Source organism: Flavobacterium sp. C4GT6 (assembly GCF_036347315.1).
In the GTDB taxonomy this organism is placed as follows: Bacteria; Bacteroidota; Bacteroidia; order Flavobacteriales; family Flavobacteriaceae; genus Flavobacterium.
Genome location: NZ_JAZGZU010000006.1, coordinates 24,672 through 43,217, shown reverse-complemented (window position 1 = coordinate 43,217; position 18,546 = coordinate 24,672). Strand labels below are relative to the sequence as shown.

The 18,546-nt window shown below is 37.0% G+C and carries 17 protein-coding genes; 6 read left to right on the top strand and 11 right to left on the bottom strand.

What is annotated here, in order from left to right:
• Positions 1 to 53: 53 nt before the first annotated feature.
• Both V3Z67_RS09060 and V3Z67_RS09055 read left to right on the top strand, forming a co-directional pair.
• Positions 54 to 314, top strand: a complete 261-nt coding sequence (locus V3Z67_RS09060; RefSeq protein ID WP_330442994.1) for a hypothetical protein — start codon at positions 54 to 56, stop codon at positions 312 to 314.
• A gap of 113 nt (positions 315 to 427) precedes the next feature.
• Positions 428 to 2,779, top strand: a complete 2,352-nt coding sequence (locus V3Z67_RS09055) for a glycosyltransferase (RefSeq protein ID WP_330442993.1) — start codon at positions 428 to 430, stop codon at positions 2,777 to 2,779.
• A 71-nt stretch (positions 2,780 to 2,850) separates the two neighbouring features.
• Here the strand turns inward: V3Z67_RS09055 and V3Z67_RS09050 are convergent, their stop codons facing one another.
• Positions 2,851 to 3,387, bottom strand: a complete 537-nt coding sequence (locus V3Z67_RS09050) for a hypothetical protein (RefSeq protein WP_330442992.1) — start codon at positions 3,385 to 3,387, stop codon at positions 2,851 to 2,853.
• A 105-nt stretch (positions 3,388 to 3,492) separates the two neighbouring features.
• On the opposite strand from V3Z67_RS09050, the gene V3Z67_RS09045 reads away from it, so the two are divergent.
• The gene (locus tag V3Z67_RS09045; RefSeq protein WP_330442991.1) at positions 3,493 to 4,044 is read left to right on the top strand and encodes a DUF1543 domain-containing protein; all 552 of its coding nucleotides are present in this window, start codon (positions 3,493 to 3,495) and stop codon (positions 4,042 to 4,044) included.
• A 1-nt stretch (position 4,045) separates the two neighbouring features.
• Here the strand turns inward: V3Z67_RS09045 and V3Z67_RS09040 are convergent, their stop codons facing one another.
• From V3Z67_RS09040 to V3Z67_RS09020, 5 genes are all read right to left on the bottom strand, one after another.
• Complete coding sequence (locus V3Z67_RS09040; RefSeq protein ID WP_330442990.1) at positions 4,046 to 5,839, bottom strand: tetratricopeptide repeat-containing sensor histidine kinase; 1,794 nt, start codon at positions 5,837 to 5,839, stop codon at positions 4,046 to 4,048.
• Positions 5,840 to 6,217: 378 nt separating this feature from the next.
• On the bottom strand, positions 6,218 to 8,167 hold the full coding sequence (locus tag V3Z67_RS09035; protein WP_330442989.1) for an AAA family ATPase: 1,950 nt from the start codon (positions 8,165 to 8,167) through the stop codon (positions 6,218 to 6,220).
• Between the two features lie 103 nt (positions 8,168 to 8,270).
• On the bottom strand, positions 8,271 to 11,699 hold the full coding sequence (locus V3Z67_RS09030; RefSeq protein ID WP_330443150.1) for a methylmalonyl-CoA mutase family protein: 3,429 nt from the start codon (positions 11,697 to 11,699) through the stop codon (positions 8,271 to 8,273).
• Between the two features lie 113 nt (positions 11,700 to 11,812).
• Positions 11,813 to 12,436, bottom strand: coding sequence for a hypothetical protein (locus tag V3Z67_RS09025; RefSeq protein WP_330442988.1), 624 nt, complete (start codon positions 12,434 to 12,436; stop codon positions 11,813 to 11,815).
• A gap of 15 nt (positions 12,437 to 12,451) precedes the next feature.
• Positions 12,452 to 13,102: a VOC family protein gene (locus tag V3Z67_RS09020; protein ID WP_330442987.1), complete on the bottom strand. Its 651-nt coding sequence runs from the start codon at positions 13,100 to 13,102 to the stop codon at positions 12,452 to 12,454.
• Between the two features lie 241 nt (positions 13,103 to 13,343).
• On the opposite strand from V3Z67_RS09020, the gene V3Z67_RS09015 reads away from it, so the two are divergent.
• The 3 genes from V3Z67_RS09015 to V3Z67_RS09005 all read left to right on the top strand — a co-directional run bounded on the left by V3Z67_RS09015 (position 13,344) and on the right by V3Z67_RS09005 (position 15,484).
• Positions 13,344 to 14,069, top strand: a complete 726-nt coding sequence (locus V3Z67_RS09015; protein ID WP_330442986.1) for a DUF4197 domain-containing protein — start codon at positions 13,344 to 13,346, stop codon at positions 14,067 to 14,069.
• A 15-nt stretch (positions 14,070 to 14,084) separates the two neighbouring features.
• Complete coding sequence (locus tag V3Z67_RS09010; RefSeq protein WP_330442985.1) at positions 14,085 to 14,801, top strand: DUF4197 domain-containing protein; 717 nt, start codon at positions 14,085 to 14,087, stop codon at positions 14,799 to 14,801.
• A gap of 242 nt (positions 14,802 to 15,043) precedes the next feature.
• Entirely contained in the window at positions 15,044 to 15,484 is a 441-nt protein-coding gene (locus V3Z67_RS09005) for a thioredoxin family protein (protein ID WP_330442984.1), read from the top strand.
• Between the two features lie 185 nt (positions 15,485 to 15,669).
• On the opposite strand, the gene V3Z67_RS09000 is transcribed toward V3Z67_RS09005, so the two are convergent.
• The 5 genes from V3Z67_RS09000 to pyrF form a co-directional block, all read right to left on the bottom strand.
• The gene (locus tag V3Z67_RS09000) at positions 15,670 to 15,936 is read right to left on the bottom strand and encodes a hypothetical protein (protein ID WP_330442983.1); all 267 of its coding nucleotides are present in this window, start codon (positions 15,934 to 15,936) and stop codon (positions 15,670 to 15,672) included.
• Positions 15,933 to 16,133: a hypothetical protein gene (locus V3Z67_RS08995; RefSeq protein WP_330442982.1), complete on the bottom strand. Its 201-nt coding sequence runs from the start codon at positions 16,131 to 16,133 to the stop codon at positions 15,933 to 15,935. The genes V3Z67_RS09000 and V3Z67_RS08995 overlap by 4 nt, the downstream gene beginning before the upstream one ends.
• Positions 16,134 to 16,149: 16 nt before the next feature.
• Positions 16,150 to 16,371 carry a hypothetical protein gene (locus V3Z67_RS08990; RefSeq protein WP_330442981.1) on the bottom strand — a complete coding sequence of 74 codons (222 nt, stop codon included), beginning with the start codon at positions 16,369 to 16,371 and terminating at the stop codon, positions 16,150 to 16,152.
• Positions 16,372 to 16,868: 497 nt separating this feature from the next.
• The gene (locus V3Z67_RS08985) at positions 16,869 to 17,624 is read right to left on the bottom strand and encodes an ABC transporter substrate-binding protein (protein WP_330443149.1); all 756 of its coding nucleotides are present in this window, start codon (positions 17,622 to 17,624) and stop codon (positions 16,869 to 16,871) included.
• A gap of 84 nt (positions 17,625 to 17,708) precedes the next feature.
• Complete coding sequence (gene pyrF / locus V3Z67_RS08980) at positions 17,709 to 18,518, bottom strand: orotidine-5'-phosphate decarboxylase (protein ID WP_330442980.1); 810 nt, start codon at positions 18,516 to 18,518, stop codon at positions 17,709 to 17,711.
• Between the last annotated feature and the right edge of the window lie 28 nt (positions 18,519 to 18,546).

The following is an 18,546-nucleotide window of genomic DNA, read 5'->3' as shown; positions in this document are numbered from 1 at the left end:
GAATGTGGTAATTTAGGTTATTCAAGTTTTAATAACCTAAATATATAAAAAAAATGAACAGGAAAATTGTAGTAGGAGTTACAGCAGGTGCAGTAGCCTTAGCAGGAGCAGCTTTATATTTTGCAAAAAGAAGAAATGACAGGAAAAAATTTGAAGCAAACGCCGCAGAAGCAAAAGAACACTTTAAAGGTAAACTAAACGAACTGCAGCGTAAAGCCGGCAAAGAACTTAAAAGTGCTGCAAGCGATGCCAAAGAGGCTGTGAACAGCGCTAAAGAAAGAGCAAATGACTGGGTAAACAATGCCCAGGCATAGAGTTAAGGAATCCCTTATAATTCATAAACACTCGAAAACCGGTTATAAATTACTTATAACCGGTTTTTAAATCTATTTAATTAAAAGCTAAACCCACATAAAAAAACCGTGTCATGAAAAACAGGAAAAATGCAGGAGATAAGTACAAACCCCTGATTATTGAACAGGTGATAAAGGATAATGAGACAAACAATCCGTTACCAGAAATTACAGTAATAACAACTTACCCTCCAAGACAGTGCGGTATAGCAACCTATTCTGAAGATCTTATTAAAGCTCTTAATAACCAATATGTAGATTCTTTTTCCATAAAGATCTGTGCGCTGGAAAACAAAAACGAAAAGCACACCTACACCAACCCGGATGTAAAATATACATTGGATACCTCCCAACCCGAATCGTACACCAAACTGGCAAAAACTCTTAATGAGGATGCCAATGTAAAAATAGTAATGATACAGCATGAGTTTGGGTTGTTTGCCGAAACCAGCGACGCGTTCAATACTTTTATAGATGAGATTGAAAAACCGCTCACTGTTGTATTCCATACGGTATTACCAAATCCTGACGAGGCTTTTAAAGCCAATGTTCAGCATATACTTAACCGCGTAGATTCGCTTATTGTAATGACAAACAACGCTGCCGATATACTGGTGCGCGACTATATAATAGACCGTAGCCTTATTACGGTTATCCCACACGGTACTCACCTGGTGCCTCACAGGGAGAAAAACGAACTGAAAGAAAAATATGGCTTTAAAGGAAAAACTATACTCTCTACCTTCGGGCTACTTAGCTCAGGTAAAAGTATAGAAACAACACTGGAGGCCCTACCGGAAGTGGTAGCACTAAATCCTGATGTACTTTTCCTTATTATAGGCAAAACCCACCCTACCGTATTTTTACACGAAGGCGAAAGCTACCGTAACAGTCTTATCCAAAAAATAAACGAACTAAACCTGCAGGATAACGTAACTTTTATTAATGAGTATGTTCCGTTAAACGAACTATTGGAGTACCTGCAGATGACTGATGTTTACCTGTTTACTTCTAAAGACCCTAATCAGGCGGTAAGCGGTACTTTCTCTTATGCTCTTAGCTGCGGATGTGCCATTGTATCTACACCAATACCACACGCACAGGAGGTCCTAGCCGGAGAAACAGGTATTACCTTTGATTTTGGCGATTCAGATCAGTTAGCTAAAGCGATTAACCGATTACTGAAAGACGACACTCTTCGTCAAACTATGGTACTTAACGGACTGCATAAAATAATCCATACTGCTTGGGAAAACTCGGCTGTAGATCATGCCCATTTAATACAGAAAACCATGGGAAACGGAATGAAACTCCAGTACAGGAATCCCCAGGTAAACCTGAACCATATTAAGAATATGACTACTGATTTCGGGATGCTGCAGTTTTCCAAACTAAACAAACCCGACACCGATTCAGGATACACGCTGGATGATAATGCCCGCGCCCTTATAGCTATGTGTCAGTATTATAAACAGTTTAAGGACAACAGTGTAATTCCTTATATAGATACCTACCTTAATTTTATTGAGTATTGCCAAAGCAAAGACGGACGCTTTTTTAATTATGTAGACTTTAATAAAAAGATTACTGCCCAAAATAACAATGAAAATCTGGAAGACAGTTCGGGCAGAGCCATGTGGGCTTTAGGTTACCTTATATCTATAGCTAACATTTTACCGGATGAGTTAGGTGAACGTGCCGAAGCTGCTTTTCACCGTTCGCTATCGCTTACCAAAAACATTTACTCTACCAGAGCAATGGCTTTTGTAATTAAAGGTCTGTATTATTATAACAGGCGTGTTAAGGACGAAGATACTCTTATATATATAAAACTGTTTGCCGACAGGATGGTACAAATGTACAGGCATGAAAACGAAGAGAACTGGCAATGGTTTGAAAACTACTTAACCTATGCCAATAGTGTACTGCCCGAAGCCCTGTTGCTTTGTTACACTATTACCGGCGATGAAACCTATCGTGATATAGCACGCGAAACTTTTGATTTTTTACTTGATGTGATTTTTGACGAACATTCCATTAAAGTAATATCAAACGACGGTTGGCATTTTAAAGGGGAAGAAAAAAAACGCTACGGCGAGCAGCCTATTGATGTAGCTTATACTATACTGGCATTACGCAAGTTTCACGATATATTTAAAGACGAAAATTACCTTGCCAAAATGGAAATGGCCTTTAACTGGTTTTTAGGCAACAACCATTTACAGCAAATTATATACAACCCATGTACCGGTGGCTGTTTTGACGGACTTGAAGAGCACAACGTAAACCTTAATCAGGGAGCAGAATCAAGTATTAGCTACCTAATGGCAAGGCTTACCATTACAAGATACTTTGGTAATCCTAACGAAGTATATTTTAGAAGGAAACTAAAAAATATTATTACGCGCCATTTAGAGAAATTCTAATTCCGTTTTTTTATAAACGAAAAAGCAGGCACAATTGGCCTGCTTTTTTTTATATTGTTATGTACACCAAATTATTTTTTTGGCTGTAGTGTTTTAATATTGCTTTCGTCAACTTTAAACTCTTTGATTACGTTGTTATAATCTGTAAGGTCAATTCTTGCAGAGTTATCGTAACCCGGTATAATCACTACTCTAAATACCTGATTTTGTAAAAAGTTTGGATCAGTACCTAAATCATAATTTGCTCCCATGTAGAAAACAATATCATTACGGGTAAAATCAAAATCAAACTCTACATAATCACCATTATCATAGTAAAGTGTTTTAGGGATCATTTCCCAAATATCATTACCATTATTTGGATCTACACCTTTTAAACGATATACCAAAACCATATCAGCAGGATATAGAGGATCAGGATTCAAGTCATAATATGAAGTATAGTAACCTGTATTGGCATCAAATGAGAATGTTGCCTGGTTTACTTCAAACACCTCAGCTTCAAAATAATTATCTGTATTGTTATATACCACATCCGGATCGTCATCAACACACGACGATAATGTAAAGAGGCTCACTACGCTTAAAAGTAAAAATATCTTTTTCATAATGTTAAAAGTTTTATTGTTTATAAAGATATTTCCAAAAACTGAACCAAAAAATATTTTCACAGGAAAATTCATGAAAAAAAATTTAAATACCTTTGTATCAGTATGGAGCAAAAACTACGATTATTCAAGGTATTACTGGGCTGCACGCCTAACGGACGCTTAACCGAACAACATGATATTTTTTTTGGAATAGGCACCTCAATCGAGTCTCTTATCCCTGATATGTATACTTTTTGGCCCGATGGCGGAAGGCTGCATGTGGACTCCTGGAGAAAAGTTACACACGTAGGGGAATATGAGATTTCCATTACCAAAAAACAGAATAACAGCAATGCCGAAAAGCTGTTTTTTATAAACCTTGGCGGATACAAACCGGGCGATTTTGAAGAGTATCATTACAAAATCCTTATAGTAACACAAACTATGGGAGAAGCTGTAAAAGCAGTTAAACAAACTACCTTTTACAAACACTGCGGCTTTAAAGGAGCCGAATCGCACGTGGACGACAAATATGCACTTGATATTGATGATGCTTATAACGTAGCCGATATACTTTTACCTAAGTATAAGGAGCAGTACAGCTTTACCATTACAAAAACAGCCCATCCTGTAGAAGATGAGCTGCATATAGGGTATTTAAAGTTAAATGTATAACCTACACTTTCTTCATTGATTTCCTGATTTGTTTATTGATTGGGATAATCATTTTTACCATGGTTCCCCATCCCTGTTCAGCATCTACTTTCATAATACCGCCAATGCTCACAACATGGTTTTCCATTGTTTTCTTGCTGGCCTCATTACGATCGGTACCGGCACCGTTATCTTTAATAGACACCATTAGCCTTGTACCCGAAAACGACATGCCAAAAAATACTTTTGACGCCTGCGGATCTTCGGCAATAGCCTCAAGACTTTCCTTAATAGCTGCGGTTAACTCACGCTGACTCTCTTTTACAATAGTGTTTGTAGAAGGCTTATCGGGCATTGAGAACAATACTTCAACCGGACTATCTTTAAAATAATCGGTTACATATTCCTGAGTATTGGTAATATAGTTAGAAAGCGTAGTAGACCTTGGGGTTAATAACCAAACAAGATCCCTTATGTTCTCTTCCAGTTTTTTAGTAGTATCCTGCATGGCTTCACCACTACTCTTAATAGTAGGCATACCGTGAGTTTTCTCTACAATAGATTCACTAAGGTAATTGATTTTGGAAAGTTTGGAATCAAGATCAGAGTGTATATCCTGAACCATACGAAGGCGCTCCTGCCTTTCGGTTTCATGATTCATTCTTTCCTCTCTCAACTTCTCCTTAAGCTGTTGTTTTCTTTTCCAAAACCAACCTATAACTAACAATACTATTATAGAACATACCCCTATAATTATAATACGTGTACGTTTTGTAGCCTCATATTCTGCACGGCTAATACTATCACCTGAAGAAACAGCCTCCTGCTCCCCTCCGTCAGTACCAAGCAGCCTTGACTCGTTTTCATCACGCTGCTTTATGTACTTTGACTGTAGCGTTTTTAATGCCTGTGCATGCTTTGCATTTACCAAACTATCCTTTTTCTGTTCGTACAGTTTGTGGTAACGAATAGATTCAGGATACTGTTTAAGTTTCTCATAAGCGGTTGCCATACCCAGACATGATGAAATAATAACCTCATTATCTTTAATAGACGAAGCATCAAGGTAAGCCTGCTCATAAAGGCGTAATGACTCACTGTAATCATCGTTAAGTGCATGTACCTTCCCTAAGTCACTTAGTGTAGCAGCCACATTTTTTCTGTCGTCAAGTCCGGCAAAATAGCCCAGCGCCTCCTTGTAGTTTAATATTGACTGTACGTAATCGGTTTTCTTTCTGTAAGCGTTACCCATTTTACTTAGGGTATGCCCTGCCTCGCTATTTTTACCTCTTGCCCTGTAAATGGCAAGCGCCCTGCTGTAAGCATCAAGAGCCGGTTCGGGCTTATCCTGAAGCTCATATACTTCACCAAGTTCCACAAGAACTTCGGCTTCAAGCACCTCATTATTTAATTGTTTTGCCTCCTTAATGGCATAGGTATAGTACTGAACCGAAAGACCATAGTCTTCTTCATAAGCATATAGTTCTCCAAGTTCTTTTGATGCTTTGATAATAGCGTTTCCGTCCTTAAGTGTTTTTGCATGGCTTAAGGATAGTAAGTAGTTCTTAGTAGCCAGTTTTGGCTGATCGGCTTTATGGTAAGCTTCTCCTAAACCTGCATATGCTTTAATAAGCGTTACTTTATCTTCAGATTCTGCTGCTAAAGAAACACTTTGTTTTAGAGACTCAACTGCCTCCACATATTGGTTTTGGGAATTTTGTTTTATTCCCTGATTTAGGAAATAGTCGGCATTCTCTTCCTGTGCGTGACATAAGAGTCCGAGCAATAGCACTAAAATCGGTAGGGTTTTCTTCATTAAAATTTTTGATTGGGCTTAGCAAAAATAGAAAATATCTCAGTGCAATATAAACAAAATGTTAATTTATAACGTATTCTTAAAATACTTTTTACCTAACATATAAATCGTTTTATAAGAAATTTCTATCATAAAATAATATTGAAGTAGAATTATTCCTACTTTATTTTACGGATTCCCGTAAAAACCGTCTAGTTATCAGAACTTTGAAATTTATTGAAAATATTGCTAAATTTTATTTGTAGAATTATTCGTAAGAATAAAATCAAAATGTTTGATTGCTAAAGCATTTATACCCGAAAAGATAGAACGATTTTAAATTAGAAAATAACAAATATTAAGCGTAACAAAAAGCCTCCCTTATCGGGAGGCCTATCACTAATTCATACTATCAATTATAAACTTATAAACATCTTCAGTAAGTTGTTTTATTTCCTTACTTTCCTGTAAGTTTTCCCAATCAAAATTAGCTTCTAAAATATACTTACTTAAATCACTTTTAGGAATCAGCGTTCCAAATACACCTTCATTCTCCTTATAGATTTTATTCAAAACATTAACACCGTCAATCTTTCCTATTTCCTTATCAATCTCATTTAAAAACACACCTATATACTCTTTTTTGTAGTCATCTGAGTTTACAATTTTAAGTGCTTCACTAATTTTGTTTAGTATATCTTCTCTATGTTCAGATAAAAGCTTTTTATTGCAAAAGTTAATCAAAACCTTCTCCCAAACCTTATTAGTCAGGAGATTTTCTATTTCTCTAACTTCCCAAATAATATGTGGCTTAAGATTATCAGTCGCCAAGTCTTCCAGTTTTTTTAGCCTAACACCTTTTTTTGTAGTCTTTTTAGCATTATCAGAATCAGCCAAAAGGAAAATTTTATTACTCAGCGCTAAAGCATTAATCTCTTTATTTATTACTTCTTCATCTTCTTTATTAATTTCATTTTCAAACAAATAATGTTCAATATTAGAACCTGCATATTCAAAAAAAGTATAATCAATATCCTCTTTCAGCGACTTGTATTCCTCATCTTCATTTTTAGCCAAATAATCAATATATGATCTAAGGAAAGCCTTAATATAATTCCTGTCAGACACTCCTTCAACCCATATACTACAGTTTGCAAGAAAAACAGATGAATTATTAACACCTAAATGCTTTAATAACTCATTATCTCCTCTGTTCACATTTTTTATTATAAATTGGTTGTCTTTACCTTTTACTGACTGTTTAGGTGCAAATGAATAAATGGAAACATTATCTTTTTCTAATGTCAAATCCAGAAAATGATTAGAATGGGTACTTATTATATAGGTTAATTTTTTCTTTAATAACTCAGGATTGGTAGCTATTTGCTCTAAAAACAGCCTTTGCATACCAGGATGCAAGTTTAACTCAGGCTCATCAATAAAGAAAAAAGAGTTATCCTCAGCCATAAATATTTTATACATTAATATAATTAATGCCTGTATACCATCTCCTAAATCATGTAATTTCCTTGTTTGTTTTTCTCCCTCAACATGAATAAGTATTAACTCTGAATCTGTTTTACCCTGTTTGCTATCAGATTTATTAAATTTTGCTACAATATCTATTTGCTTTCCATCAAAAAAGTTTTTACTTAAAAAATTCTCAAATAATTCAAACCTCTCTCTTACATTTTTTTCAGCATTTCTACTATTTAACACTTGCTCATATAAATCCATCCCTGTAAAAACATCTAATTTATTATCTAATGAGTAATTTTTTCTCAATGTTTCTAAATAGACATCCTCATCTAAACGTTGATAAGTCGTTTTAATATAATTTGGATTTGAAGTAGCTTCTTTAGTTGCGCTATAAAGTGAATGGGCGGTTCTTAATGTTGGAATATAATAAATCTTAATAACATTCAATTCATCAGTCATATCATCTTGCAGAGGTACAATATTATTAGAGAAACTATATGCAAAGGCATATCTACTACTACCACTTAAAACTTTACTGTTTCTTCTAATATTATGAAATATCGTAAAATCAGAAGTTAACCTTTTTAAGCTTTGATTTTCATTAAAATCAATGTATTTTTCAGCTAGTAATAAATTAAACTCCTCTACTATATCATTATATTTTTCAAAACTTTCTTTATTTACTCTTGTAATTTTTCTTATCCTCATTAAACTTCTCATAAACCTACTTTTACCACTATTATTAGCTCCAACAATAATATTTATAGTATTAAAATTTGGTAAGTAAGTTATAGGTTCATTTTCATCATTTAAAGAGTAATCTTTAAATGATTGAGAATCTTCAAATGTCAGATGGTAAGGTTGTTTCATATTTATATATTAAGGTTTAGTCCAAATTTAACAAAAAAGCCTCCCTTATCGGGAGGCTTCTCTTTAAATATTTCAATCTTAAATTTTTAAATCTAAGTGATAATTACATATTCCTGCGGTACTGACCACCTACCTCAAACAGGGCAGCAGTAATTTGTCCCAGCGAACAAACCTTGGCAGCCTCCATAAGGCATTCAAATATGTTTTGGTTTTGTATGGCAGCTTCCTGTACTATGGCAAGCTGTTCTTTTACCTTTTGTGCATTACCCTCATGTAGGCTTTCAAGAGTATTGATTTGGAACTGTTTCTCCTCCTCTGTTGCACGTATAACCTCTGCAGGAACAACCGTAGGCGAACCTTTAGAGCTCAGGAAGGTATTCACCCCAATAATAGGGAACTCTCCTGTATGTTTAAGCGTTTCGTAATAAAGGCTTTCTTCCTGAATTTTAGAACGCTGATACATGGTTTCCATAGCACCAAGCACACCACCTCTTTCGGTAATACGGTCAAACTCGGTAAGTACTGCTTCCTCAACAAGGTCGGTAAGTTCCTCAATGATAAACGACCCCTGTATAGGGTTTTCATTTTTAGCCAGTCCAAGCTCTTTATTGATAATAAGCTGAATTGCCATTGCACGACGCACACTCTCTTCGGTAGGCGTTGTAATAGCCTCGTCATAAGCATTTGTATGCAGTGAGTTACAGTTATCATAAATCGCATACAGCGCCTGTAGTGTTGTACGGATATCGTTAAAGTCAATTTCCTGTGCGTGTAGTGAACGACCCGATGTTTGAATGTGGTACTTAAGCATTTGAGCACGCTCGTTAGCACCATATTTGTTTTTAAGTGCCTTAGCCCAAATTCTTCTTGCCACACGGCCTATAACCGCATATTCAGGATCAATACCGTTAGAGAAGAAGAACGATAGGTTAGGACCAAAATCGTTAATGTTCATACCACGGCTCAGGTAGTACTCCACATACGTAAATCCGTTAGCTAGAGTAAACGCCAACTGAGTGATTGGGTTTGCACCAGCCTCGGCAATGTGATATCCTGAAATAGAAACCGAATAGAAGTTCCTTACATTTTTCTGGATAAAATACTCCTGTACGTCACCCATTAAACGAAGGGCGAACTCGGTAGAGAAGATACAGGTATTTTGCGCCTGATCTTCCTTAAGGATATCGGCCTGTACCGTACCACGCACTTGCGACAGGGTACGTACCTTAATTTCGTTATATACATCGGCAGGAAGTACCTGGTCTCCGGTTACACCCAGAAGCATCAATCCAAGTCCGTCGTTACCTTCCGGTAATTTACCGTTGTAACGTGGCCTTTCCACACCTTTTTCTTTGTATATCTTGTTTATCTTATCGTCAACCTCTTTTTCAAGTCCGTTTTCCTTAATGTAAAGCTCACACTGCTGATCGATAGCCGCATTCATAAAGAAACCTAACAGCATTGGTGCCGGACCGTTAATAGTCATACTCACCGATGTCATTGGGTGGGCAAGGTTAAAGCCCGAATACAGTTTCTTAGCATCATCAAGACAGCAGATAGATACACCCGCATTACCAATTTTACCGTAAATATCCGGACGGTGATCAGGGTCATTACCATACAGGGTAACACTGTCAAATGCTGTAGATAAACGTTTTGCAGGCATACCAAGACTCACATAGTGGAAACGTCTGTTGGTACGCTCCGGTCCGCCCTCTCCGGCAAACATACGGGTTGGGTCTTCCCCTTCCCTTTTAAACGGATACAGTCCAGATGTATACGGGAATTCTCCCGGTACGTTTTCCTGCAGGCACCATCTTAAAATATCACCCCAAGCCTGATATTTAGGTAGGGCAACCTTTGGTATCTGCGAATGCGAAAGCGACTCGGTATGTGTTTGTATTTTTATTTCCTTATCCCTTACCTTAAAGGTATAAACAGGGTTTTTGTATTTGTTTACTTTTTCGTCCCATGTAAGTATAACCTCCCAGTTGTATGGGTCAAGGTTCATTTTTACACGGTCAAACTCTTTTACAAGTAAGTCAAGGAATTGTTTTTTCTCGGCATCATTTGTAGCTACCGATGTTTCTTCAATACCTGCCTTATTTATCTCAGGTGTTTTTCCGCTAACGGTTTCAATTGTTTTGAAAATACCGTATAGCTTTTGAGCCACATCCTGCTGTGTAGCTGCTGTTTCATCATAACCACGGTTGTTTTCTGCAATTTCGCTAAGGTAACGTGTTCTGCTTGGCGGAATTACAAAAATCTTCTCGCTCATTTCGCGGGTAATCTCAAAGGTCGATTGTAGTTCAGATTCTGTTTTCTCCACAATCTTATCCATAATCGACTTATAAAGCGTATTCATACCCGGGTCGTTAAACTGCGACGCAATAGTACCATACACCGGAAGATCGTCTGGGTTAGCATCCCACAGGTTGTGGTTACGCTGGTATTGCTTTTTCACATCACGAAGCGCATCAAGCGAACCGCGTTTGTCAAACTTGTTAATAGCAACAAGATCGGCAAAATCAAGCATATCAATTTTTTCCAGCTGAGTAGCAGCACCAAATTCAGGTGTCATTACATACAGCGAAACATCAGAGTGGTCTAATATCTCAGTATCACTTTGCCCGATACCAGATGTTTCAAGGATAATCAAATCATATTTTGCAGCCTTAAGCACCTGTATCGCCTCTGCCACATATTTAGAAAGGGCAAGGTTAGACTGGCGTGTAGCAAGCGAACGCATATAAACCCTAGGGTTATTAATGGCGTTCATCCTGATACGGTCTCCCAGTAATGCACCGCCGGTTTTACGTTTAGACGGGTCTACCGATATAAGTCCGATGGTTTTTTCAGGGAAATCAATAAGGAAACGACGTACCAACTCATCTACTAACGATGATTTACCGGCACCACCTGTACCTGTAATACCCAGTACAGGGATTTTAGAGGTTTCGTTTTTCTTATGTATAACATCAAGCGTTTCTTTTGCGATTTCAGGGAAGTTCTCTGCCGATGATATTACCCTTGCAATAGCAGTTGGGTTTTTCTCTTCCAGTGTGTTTACTTCACCGTTTAACTTATCGCCTACAGGGAAATCAGCTCTTTGTACTAAATCGTTAATCATACCCTGTAATCCAAGCTCACGTCCGTCGTCCGGAGAGTAGATTCGGGTAATGCCATATTCATGCAGCTCTTTTATCTCTTCAGGAAGGATAACTCCGCCCCCACCGCCAAATATTTTAATGTGTCCTGCTCCTTTTTCGTTAAGCAGGTCGTACATGTATTTAAAATATTCGTTGTGACCTCCCTGGTAAGAAGTCATGGCAATAGCATTAGCATCTTCCTGTATGGCAGTGTTTACCACTTCTTCCACACTACGGTCGTGCCCCAGGTGAATTACCTCAACACCGGTTGCCTGTATAATACGGCGCATGATGTTTATGGCTGCATCGTGCCCGTCAAACAGGGATGCGGCTGTTACTATTCTAACTTTATGTTTAGGATTATAAGGCTGTACTTGCTCCATCATTATAAGAATCTCAATTTTAAGCCCGCAATTTACGGATTTATTGAAGATTTCAAAACAAACTAACCCCAGAAAAAACGTTATAGTAATTTTTAAAGAACTGCCTTACAAGATTATGGAAATACATGATAATCATCCAGAAAGAATGCATTGAATAATGTAAACTCTCCCATCTTAATAGTTTCAATATTGACATCAGGAATTATCTCGGTTAATAAATCTTCAGGAAAGGGTTTACACCCAAAAGTATTCTCGGCAACTTTTGCCATTTTATCTAACACCGCCTTATCTTCCTCATTCACAATAAGTGCTTTTTTGGGATAATTACTCGTCATCCTGAAAGGGTCTGGAGGATCCTGTAATTTCTCTTTTATATCCCATTCTGTTACATAAGTTGTATAATATGGTACAACCGTGCTAACATTGAGACACAATGAATGTAGTATAGTCCCCCTTCTCTCCACAAAATGGAGATTATGACATCTGTCGTTAGCTGAAAATCTTTGAACAACCCTGAAATTATCCGGATTATTTAGAGATTTTATTTCATAATAAAAATCATTAAACTCACCTTCTTCCTGCCTCCTCTCCATTAAACCACACAAGTTTGCCAACCTTGTAAACTCGGGGGTTGTCATATACAATTCTATATCAAGTATACTATGTATACTTTGGGGAAAATAACGATAGGCAGTAGCAATAAAGTCTTCTTTTGTCATAAGATGTGATTGTATCATCCAAATATAAAGTATCTACCTTACAATATGATACAAATTACCCTCATTCATAAATAAAACCCTTGTAAGGAAAGAAGCCGCTTTAACCTTTGTAGGATACCAGTTTCTGCCCTTTGCTCCTATTATAAAAAGCCCTTGGTCGTCACCCGACACCGTAAATTTACTGCTACGGGGCTGCCTGTGGAATATAGGCACGCCAAACCATTTTTTTAGTTTATTGGCAAGATGAGGGACATCATTAGTAACAAATCCTATTTCACTAATGGAGATGTAGGACTGCGAAGTAAAGTCCTTATCAGATGTTTCTTTATTAGGGTAACGGGTTATAAATTCCAGTATATTACCGTTGTTGTCATAAAAGTAAAACGACTGTGCCTGCCAGTTCCTAAAGTCGGCAATATCATTTTCAGGATCAACCGGAATAAGGTCGGTTTTAGACTTCATAATGGAGTAAGCCTGATCAAATCGGTTATTGGGGATATCAATAGCAAAATGATAAACAGGGTTTAAATCATCCACATGCCTGAATATAAGTTTGGTGTAGCCTATAGAAAAGGTTATAGAAAACTTATCAGACAAATCTGCCTTTAATCCTAACACTTCTTTATAAAAACTCTCGGTCGCTGCTAAATCGTTACTAAGCAGTTCAAGCTCGATAATCTGCATTCCCTTAAATTTTACAAAACACCTATGCAAGTTACGGATAATAAACATCGTACAGGAAATTAAATAGTTAAATAGTGATTAGAAATGTTAAACTATAATACAGCTAAAAAGCAGTGCTTAAAGCTAATTTAGCTCTTTTTTAAAACACAAAACACTGAAATAAAACACATTACATATTCTCAAAATAAGTTTTATTTCTCATGGAACAGTTTTTGTTTATTTTTGGAAAAACATTACTTACATGAAAAAATTAGTATTCGCCCTTTTGTTATTACCACTGGCATCTCATGCACAGCTGGGAGGTCTTCTGGATAAGGCAAAATCTAAAGTATCTGAAGTTACCGGAAGTAGTACAGGTATAAGTAATACCGATATTGCATCTGCCCTTAAAGAAGCCCTTAATCAGGGAGTTAAAGAACAGGTAACCAAACTTACTGCCGAAGATGGTTTTTATAAAAACGAAATGGTAAAAATACTTTTACCGGAAGAACTGCAAAAAGTAGACAAAACCCTGCGCAGTGTAGGTATGGGTGACCTTGCAGATAAAGGTCTTGTAGTACTTAACCGTGCTGCCGAAGATGCCGTGAAGGAAGCTACCCCTATTTTTGTAAATGCCATTACAAGCATGAGTTTTACCGATGCTAAAAATATACTTATGGGCGACGACAGGTCGGCTACAACCTATCTGGAGAATACTACCTCAACCCAACTGTATCAAAAATTCAGCCCGGTTGTAAAAACATCGTTAGACAAAGTAGGTGCCGATAAAGTGTGGGCAACCATTATTGAAAAATACAATTCACTGCCATTAACTAAAGACGTTAACCCTAATCTTACCGATTATGTTACCTCTAAGGCTATGGATGGGGTATTTACCATGATTGCCGTGGAAGAGAAAGACATTAGAACCGATTTATCTTCACGTACCTCTGACCTACTTAAAAAAGTTTTTGCTTTACAGGACTAAAACCAAACCCTATACATGAAAAAAATACTAATCCCTGTTTTTGCCGTTATGCTGTCGGTTTCCTTTTCAGGTTGTGCCGAACTACAGCAAATGGCAGAACAGTTTCCGCAAAACGGAATTATAACTAATGCCGATATCGCCGCCGGACTTAAAGAAGCGCTGGATAAAGGTATTGATAAGCAGGTAAGCAAACTCACCGCTACCGATGGTTTTTATAAAAACGAAATGGTAAAGATACTTTTACCTGATGAACTTAAAAAAGTAGACGAAGGCCTGCGTAAAGTAGGACTAGGCTCACTGGCAGACGAAGGTTTGAAAATGATGAACCGTGCTGCCGAAGATGCAGTGAAAGAAGCTACACCTATTTTTGTTTCGGCAGTAAAGGATATGACCTTTAATGATGCCAAAAACATATTGATGGGCGACGACAGGTCGGCAACTACCTATCTGGAAAAAACCACCACTACTCAGTTATACTCCAAGTTTAACCCGGTTATCAAATCCTCTTTTGGTAAAGTGGGAGCCGATAAAGTTTGGGAAAACATAATAAACAAGTACAACAAACTTCCGTTTGTAGACAAGGTAAACCCTGATCTTACCGACTATGTAACATCACAGGCCTTAAACGGGGTATTTACCATGATATCTGTAGAGGAAAAAGAAATTAGAAATAACATTAGCGAGAGAACCTCCCCGCTATTAAAAAAGGTATTTGCTTTACAGGACAACTAAAAGCTAATACTTTAATTTACAATGATATACATATAACATTACCTTAACATTGGAAACTATTTTTTTTGAGTAATTTGCACGCTGAAACTAAAATAGTTTTCTCACATTTAGTTAGGGTTAGTTAAAGAAAAGTGCCGGTAGTAAACGCTATTGGCATTTTTGTTTTTTACCCCTCTAAAATATTTTTAACCCACTGTTTTTTAAATCGTTTTGTTTTCTACATTTGCGCAAATTGTGGAGACGTGAAAAAGTGCGTATTACTTGTATGCCTTATGCTGAATGCTATGGGCTTTTGCCAGGAGTGGAATATGGATTTGGAAACTGCAAAGAGCAAAGCCATTGCCCAAAATAAAAACATACTATTAGTTTTTTCGGGGTCAGACTGGTGTTCCCGCTGTATTGAACTTGAACGTAAAGTATGGCAAAGCGAAGAGTTTAAAGACGAAGCCGATAAAAACTGGATACTGCTACGAGCCGATTTCCTGCAAAAGAAAGGGGAATCAGAGCCTGTTGACATCAATGATCCAAAAATAATTCTTACCGAACGTTACAACCGTAACGGCTTTTTCCCTTATATCGTACTGTTGGACAAATATGGTCGTGTTATAGACCGCGGTGGCTACGAACAGTTTAATACCGCTAAGGAATACATTGAGTATTTTAAAAAACTGGGGAAGAAATAGCTTTGTCATTACGAGCGAAACGTAGTGCTGTTCCATTTCGACCGAAATGTAATGAAGTGGAGAAATCTTAATTATAGTAGAGATTCCTCCATTACGCTATCGCTACAGTCGGAATGGAAGAAAGATACTTCGTAAGAGTAACACACCTCGCTGTCATGTCGATCCGGAGGCAGACATCTCATAATTCATAAATTGAAGGTTTTTATTTCATTTAAAAATATACTTACAGCATAAGAAAACTGGGATATATCCTTTAAATCATTAATGTTCCCTTTTTTATTGAACAATTCTAAAAGAACAGAATTATATTTGATCTTATTATAAGCTTCGTCCATGAAACCCTTTGCTTTGATTTTATCACTTGGTAAATAATAATCGTCGCATAGTTTATCTATTTGATGTTTATAATAATAAAAATTATCATAAACTTCTTGCCATTGTTCGGTTGTCATTTCTTTTTAGGAATTAAATTATTCCCCTTCTTTTCAAGAAATTCAGTAAAATCATATATGTTAGCAATATGTCTAAATGTACCTACTGCTGTAACAATATCTACCTGCCTATCGTCAACTTCTCTGACTAATATAATCTGATTGAGATTGATAGAAATCTTTTCTTCATTCTCATCGGTAATGTGTAAAAATTCCATATATCATTATTTAAAATTACATCATGGATGCAAGATTTACACCTGTTTTTCTATCGGCTTCTATTTTTTCAGGTTTTAATAACTCTCTAAATTTTTCAAGAGTTGCTGCAAAGGTAAAACTATCTCCATTTGTTAACTTTAACACTATTGATTTACCGCTACTTTTAATACTTGCAATTTCCAAAGTATTAATGATTACATCTTCTTTCCCATAAGGGATTTCAATAAAACTACTCATAACATTATATTTTTGGGATTTATAATGTTACTAAATTAATCAATTACTGTTATTTAATCGTATAATACTTATTAACAGGTAGTTGAAAAGAATTTGTTTTGTATTAGAAAAGATTGCTTCGTCGTACCTCCTCGCAATTACGGGAAGAACACATTACCCGTAACTCAGGAACTGCATCAATAACATCAACGTAAAACTTCGGCATCAGGCTCCGTAGCGTATAGAAAATTACAAACGAGGCGCAAAAAAGCATCCGCTGTTTGAGGCTCAGGCCGAGTTCGGATGGTTTAGCCAAGTGCAGTAATTTTTAGCTTAAGGAGTCATAGCCGTGCCTTTTTCGTTCTTTTGTGGCAAGACAAAAGAACAAGAGATCTTTCACTCCATTACATTACGTTCAAGATGAAAACAATACCTGTCATTCTGACGATAGGAAAAATCTAAATTATAGCAGATTGCCGCGTCGTTCCTCCTCGCAATGACAAATACTTACCAGTATACTAAACCGGTTCTTCTATACGTAGTTGTAGCTGTTTAAAGTAATCAAACGCCTTTACGATTCTGCTGCCGTACCATGAAAACATTTCGCCATCAACAAAAATAGTTTGTGCATGGTGCGTATGCCTACCCAGTTCAAAAGCATCTTCATCCTTAAACGGGTATGGCTCTGACGAAAGGAATATAACTTCAGGGTCTCCCTGTATCCTCATTTTCTGAACGATAACTTCGGGGTAGCGTCCTTCCCTGTCTTCGTATATATTGGTAAAATGGTTCAGCTTAAGCATTTCGTTGATAAAGTTATTACCACCTGCAACCATATACGGATTTTTCCAGATAAAGTAAGCCGACCTTTTAAACGGCCTGCCTTCCATAAACTTCTTAAAATCGGTATACCCGTGGTTTATTTTATCAACCCAGTGCTGAGCCTTGGTACGAACCGAGAATATTTTCCCCAGCTCCTCTATCATTTTGATATTATCTTCAATCGTAATAATATCACTCACCCATACAGGAGCTATTTCGCTAAGTCTTTCAACAATCTCAGGCGTATTCTCCTCCTTATTGGCTATAATAATATCGGGCTCCAGTGCCTTTATTTTTTCATAGTGCACCCTTTTAGTGCCGCCAATAATCCTTTTGGTTTGTTTTAGGTGATATGGGTGAACACAAAACTTGGTTATTCCTACAATTTTATCCTCAAGACCAAGATCATAAAGAAGTTCGGTTTGTGAAGGTACTATAGATACGATACGCATTGGCGCTTTAGTAAGCGTAATGGTATTCCCCAACTGGTCTGTATATGTTTTTGTTTGTTCCAAAATTTCAGTTTATAGTATTAACTATAAAATTGCAGCCATTTCCTGCTGAATCTTTAAAGCCTCTTCTCTTGCTTTTTCGGCGAAATCTTCGCCGTTTGAAGCATAAATAATACCTCTGGACGAGTTGATTAAAAGCCCTACATTATCACTCATACCATACTTGCATACATCCTGTAGGTTACCGCCCTGTGCACCTACACCCGGCACAAGTAAGAAGCTGTTAGGTACAATTTTTCTAATCTCGGTAAAGTATTCAGCTTTAGTAGCCCCTACAACATACATAAGGTTTTCACTGTTTTCCCAACCCTTAGAGGTTTTAAGTACGGTTTTATACAACTCCTCACCTTCTACGGTTTTGGTTTGGAAATCAAAAGCTCCGGCATTAGATGTAAGTGCCAACATAATGGTAAACTTGTTTTTAAAAGTCAAAAACGGCTCAACGCTATCTTTACCCATATAAGGAGCTACGGTAACCGAATCAAAATTCAGGTCTTCAAAAAACGCCTTGGCATACATGGCCGATGTATTTCCTATATCTCCCCTTTTAGCATCGGCTATGGTAAAAATTTCAGGATGCTTTTGATTAATGTAGTTTATAGTTTTTTCCAGTGACAACCAGCCTTTAATTCCGTATGCCTCATAAAAGGCAGTGTTAGGCTTATAAGCTACGGCCAAATCGTGAGTAGCATCAATAATGGCTTTGTTAAATTCAAAGATAGGATCTTCTGTAGCCAGTAAATGTTGCGGAATTTTATTAAGGTCCACGTCAAGGCCTATGCATAAAAAAGATTTCTTATCAAGAATGTTTTGGTGTAGCTGCTGTGTCGTCATGTTTTTGTTTGAGTTTTACCTGTAAAAG

Excerpts from the sequence above, each read along its gene's own strand:
- V3Z67_RS09060 (WP_330442994.1), top strand. The coding sequence starts at position 54 with ATGAACAGGAAAATTGTAGTAGGAGTTACAGCAGGTGCAGTAGCCTTA.
- V3Z67_RS09055 (WP_330442993.1), top strand. The coding sequence starts at position 428 with ATGAAAAACAGGAAAAATGCAGGAGATAAGTACAAACCCCTGATTATT.
- V3Z67_RS09050 (WP_330442992.1), bottom strand. The coding sequence starts at position 3,387 with ATGAAAAAGATATTTTTACTTTTAAGCGTAGTGAGCCTCTTTACATTA.
- V3Z67_RS09045 (WP_330442991.1), top strand. The coding sequence starts at position 3,493 with ATGGAGCAAAAACTACGATTATTCAAGGTATTACTGGGCTGCACGCCT.
- V3Z67_RS09040 (WP_330442990.1), bottom strand. The coding sequence starts at position 5,839 with ATGAAGAAAACCCTACCGATTTTAGTGCTATTGCTCGGACTCTTATGT.
- V3Z67_RS09035 (WP_330442989.1), bottom strand. The coding sequence starts at position 8,167 with ATGAAACAACCTTACCATCTGACATTTGAAGATTCTCAATCATTTAAA.
- V3Z67_RS09030 (WP_330443150.1), bottom strand. The coding sequence starts at position 11,699 with ATGGAGCAAGTACAGCCTTATAATCCTAAACATAAAGTTAGAATAGTA.
- V3Z67_RS09025 (WP_330442988.1), bottom strand. The coding sequence starts at position 12,436 with ATGATACAATCACATCTTATGACAAAAGAAGACTTTATTGCTACTGCC.
- V3Z67_RS09020 (WP_330442987.1), bottom strand. The coding sequence starts at position 13,102 with ATGCAGATTATCGAGCTTGAACTGCTTAGTAACGATTTAGCAGCGACC.
- V3Z67_RS09015 (WP_330442986.1), top strand. The coding sequence starts at position 13,344 with ATGAAAAAATTAGTATTCGCCCTTTTGTTATTACCACTGGCATCTCAT.
- V3Z67_RS09010 (WP_330442985.1), top strand. The coding sequence starts at position 14,085 with ATGAAAAAAATACTAATCCCTGTTTTTGCCGTTATGCTGTCGGTTTCC.
- V3Z67_RS09000 (WP_330442983.1), bottom strand. The coding sequence starts at position 15,936 with ATGACAACCGAACAATGGCAAGAAGTTTATGATAATTTTTATTATTAT.
- V3Z67_RS08995 (WP_330442982.1), bottom strand. The coding sequence starts at position 16,133 with ATGGAATTTTTACACATTACCGATGAGAATGAAGAAAAGATTTCTATC.
- V3Z67_RS08990 (WP_330442981.1), bottom strand. The coding sequence starts at position 16,371 with ATGAGTAGTTTTATTGAAATCCCTTATGGGAAAGAAGATGTAATCATT.
- V3Z67_RS08985 (WP_330443149.1), bottom strand. The coding sequence starts at position 17,624 with ATGCGTATCGTATCTATAGTACCTTCACAAACCGAACTTCTTTATGAT.
- pyrF (WP_330442980.1), bottom strand. The coding sequence starts at position 18,518 with ATGACGACACAGCAGCTACACCAAAACATTCTTGATAAGAAATCTTTT.